This window comes from Dysgonomonas sp. Shenzhen-Wh21 (genome assembly GCF_043392705.1).
Classification (GTDB): domain Bacteria; phylum Bacteroidota; class Bacteroidia; order Bacteroidales; family Dysgonomonadaceae; genus Dysgonomonas.
In genome coordinates, this window is sequence record NZ_JAIXHZ010000010.1 from 1 (window position 1) to 3,487 (window position 3,487).

Genomic DNA, 3,487 nt, shown 5'->3' on the forward strand with positions numbered 1-3,487 from the left:
GTTAGTTAAATCCTACAATATCAATATATTGTAGGATTTTTCTTTTTATCCATGTAGCCAGAAAAAGACATAAAACGGGCATCGAACGCCCTAATTCGTTCCCCAAAGTGTTCACCCTAGATTATCTTTAATTGACAGTGTATCAGATGTTTTTGGAAGTACTAGATTTACTCATTCGAAAAACAATAATGTTTTATTTGTAATTTAAAAGTACATTCAATGTCATTTATTACATCCGTCGAGACAAACTTAAAAAGGGCGGAACAGCACCTATCTTTTGTCGGATTACCATCTCTTAGGAAAAGGTCAGTTTTAATATAAAAGCTGTAATAAATACAGGTATATGGGAATCAAGTGCAGGCAGAGCAATCGGTAAAAGCAGAGAATCTTTAAGTATCAATAAGATATAGATTCTTATACCAGGTTGCAGTGAATAATTGTTGTCCTGAGAAGTATATACGAGCCTTATTTTTTTATCTTATTTACTGCTATTAAAGTTTTGCAGCCGATAATATTTTCAAAATCTTTTCCGAGCATGATCATGCCTCCTTTAGTACTAATAAAGAAGATCGCAGCTATTATCATAGGTTTTATCGGCTCTGCTGAACAAGTCAAAATAATAACTAATTTTGTAAGAACAATAAAAACATTGAAACCCGAAATACGTTATTTCTATGATCCTGTTATGGGTGATATTGACAAACGGCAGTGAATGGGATCGGATGTTCCGAAATAGGCAAACAGTACTGAAAGCGATAAATTATAATTCCAGCTCGGAAATAAAACAAAAATGGTTAGAGAAATATGTGCAAAATAAAATTTATTCGTACTGTAGGGCTTCTTGTTATAAAAAATGACAAGCTGCTCCTAGCTTATAGTAATAATAAAAGAGCATGGTATTTGCCCGGAGGAAAAATTGAGACGGATGAATTAGCTCAACAATCTTTAGTGAGAGAAATATGGGAAGAACTAACTCTCAAAATAGATGTTAAGTTGCTAAAATACTATTGCCATATTACTGCGCCCGCATATGGTGAAGAGGAAAATCTGATAATGGAGCAAGATTGTTATTTATACGAACTGCACGAAAATATATCCCCGAATAATGAGATCGAAGCTATCAAGTTTTTTGATAGTTATAGCTATGAACAGGAACCGGCACAAGTTATAGGTGTACTTCAGATATTTAAAAGACTAAAGGCTGATGGATTAGTAATTTAAGGAGAAGTTCCTAACAGAAAATATTATTCTTATAAATAGACGAATTTACTAAATACAATATATTCTAATCGACAGCCTCGCACTTTTTTCTGACTACGGTATGTCCCCAGTTGTTTATCGCTTCGAGAGCAGGCACGAAGGTATGTCCAAATGGAGTGAGTTTGTATATAACTTTCATTGGAGGCTTTTCGCCATACACAGTTCTTGATATTAATCCGACTTCTTCCAGTTGTTTCAATTGGAGGCTCAATGTCATCTCGGTTATATCCGGCATTTCCTTTCGCAATTGGCTATAACGCTTTTCTCCATCTTTTAAGTAATATAATATCACTACTTTCCACTTTCCTCCAATCATATCCATTGCCAAACTGACTGTGCAATGATACATTTTTCCATTAAATTCAATATTCTTTGCCATACCTCCAACCTATCCATTATGATAGTTATTGCAAAGGTAAATTACTATAATTAGTTTTGCAACTAAAATTATTATAGTATGGCATTACTTATTTTAGCTCATCCCAATTTTAATAAATCGATAGCAAATAAAACTATTGTAGAACGATTGCAAAAAAGTAATTTGGATATAGAAATTCGAAACTTGCACGCTCTTTATCCTGACTTTAGTATTGATGTGCAAGCCGAACAGGACGCTTTGTTGAGGCACAATACAGTCGTGTTTCAGTATCCATTTTACTGGTACAATATGCCTGCAATCTTAAAGCAGTGGTTTGACTATGTATTTGTTCATCAGTTTGCTTATGGTTCACAAGGTGACAAACTAAAAGGCAAGAATTTTGTACCGAGTTTTACCGTAGGTGCATTTGAAGACCAGTATAGAACACTTGAAAAGCATCATTTTCGGGTTTTAGAATTTTGTAAAAATATGGAACAGACAGCATATTTTGCACAAATGAATTACATTGACCCTGTATATTTTCATGGAACATCCGGTGTGTCCGGTTATGGTGAGTATGAAATAAAAGACAGGGCTGAAAGACATGCTGAAAAACTAATATCTCTATTATCTGAATGCAGTAAAAAAGTTTAGCAAATATATGCAAAATTGAGAATGACTCTTGTCAGGTCTATTGCTTAAATCACATCTCATAGTGGAATAGAAAGCAAGTCAAGTAAGAGATATAAAGCTTCAATTATTATTATAGAAAAAGTAATTAAAAATAATCAGAAAAATACGGTTGATTATCTGGTATTATTTGTTCTAGGACTTCAATGATATCATTATCTGCCTGAAGTCGTTCAATCCGATGCAGATATGAAGGACTACGATACGACATAAGCATAGTTGTCAATGTTTGAATATCGAGATATACAGGCTTACCTACAGCTTCACTTGTATGAGTAAGCCTGCCTTTATCATCTTTAACTAAGCCAAACGCTCCCCTATTCCATTCTGCGATCGAATCGGAAACTACAAAATGGAAAGGAGTAAATACATCCAGGTTTTTAAACGGAAAATTATTAAGAAATTCAACCACATCAACTATTCTAGCCATATAATGAGGTTCGATTGTCTCTTGTATCTTTCCATCATCCAAAAAGAAATGAAGAGGATCATTCTTGTATATATTTCCTTGTACCTCTTCTATCATTGAGTAATGAGCATAAACAAAATTCCATAGTCCTATTCTTGCTTCTTGATTTAGATATATAATATCTTTGATATGAAATATATCTTCTTCTATCCAATATAAGATATATCCTTGCGGAATGTCATCTTTATCATAATAAACAGCCGCGGTTCTTTCCTCTTCATTTTCCCATCTCCAATATTCCTCCCACTCTTGTGTAGCTCGTATTAAAGCCCCGTGGTTGCTCCGTGCAAATTTATCATAGACCGAGATTACATCCGGATCGTTAACAGATAATCTTTCAGCAAAGCCTTTTACGGCAATGTTTTTGGGTATCTGGCTATCTTTTATTGTAAAAGTCAAATGATCGGACATTATCTCCCACCCTTTACGCCGATAATAAGGGATAGAATAGGGATAGAGATAAGAGATCCATTGTCCTTTATTCTTCATTATTTCTAGACCTGATTTTATGAGATCATTCATCAAACCAAGGTTTGCATATTCAGGATATGTACCTACTCCTGTTAACCCTCCCATTGAAAATATTTTTCCATGAATATTTACTTGACAGGGATAAATACATAATTGAGAGATTAGCTGATCATCATTAAACCATCCAATAACATCTGCATTCTTGAGAATGGGACGTTTAGACTTTACAATCTCGCCAT

5 protein-coding genes are annotated in these 3,487 nt (G+C 34.1%); 3 read left to right on the top strand and 2 right to left on the bottom strand.

Going from position 1 to position 3,487, the window contains the following annotated elements:
- The first annotated feature begins 541 nt into the window (after window positions 1-541).
- Together LDB17_RS00255 and LDB17_RS00260 are read left to right on the top strand one after the other, a co-directional pair.
- On the top strand, window positions 542-712 hold the full coding sequence (locus LDB17_RS00255; RefSeq protein ID WP_393924819.1) for a hypothetical protein: 171 nt from the start codon (window positions 542-544) through the stop codon (window positions 710-712).
- Window positions 713-804: 92 nt separating this feature from the next.
- Window positions 805-1,221, top strand: coding sequence for an NUDIX domain-containing protein (locus tag LDB17_RS00260; protein ID WP_252637396.1), 417 nt, complete (start codon window positions 805-807; stop codon window positions 1,219-1,221).
- Window positions 1,222-1,285: 64 nt separating this feature from the next.
- On the opposite strand, the gene LDB17_RS00265 is transcribed toward LDB17_RS00260, so the two are convergent.
- Window positions 1,286-1,639, bottom strand: coding sequence for a helix-turn-helix domain-containing protein (locus LDB17_RS00265; protein ID WP_252637395.1), 354 nt, complete (start codon window positions 1,637-1,639; stop codon window positions 1,286-1,288).
- A gap of 78 nt (window positions 1,640-1,717) precedes the next feature.
- Between LDB17_RS00265 and LDB17_RS00270 the strand changes: the two genes are divergently transcribed.
- Window positions 1,718-2,272, top strand: a complete 555-nt coding sequence (locus LDB17_RS00270) for an NAD(P)H-dependent oxidoreductase (protein ID WP_252637393.1) — start codon at window positions 1,718-1,720, stop codon at window positions 2,270-2,272.
- Window positions 2,273-2,396: 124 nt separating this feature from the next.
- Here the strand turns inward: LDB17_RS00270 and eis are convergent.
- Window positions 2,397-3,487, bottom strand: a 1,091-nt coding sequence (eis, locus tag LDB17_RS00275) for an enhanced intracellular survival protein Eis (protein WP_393924820.1), incomplete at its 5' end; no start/stop codon positions are given.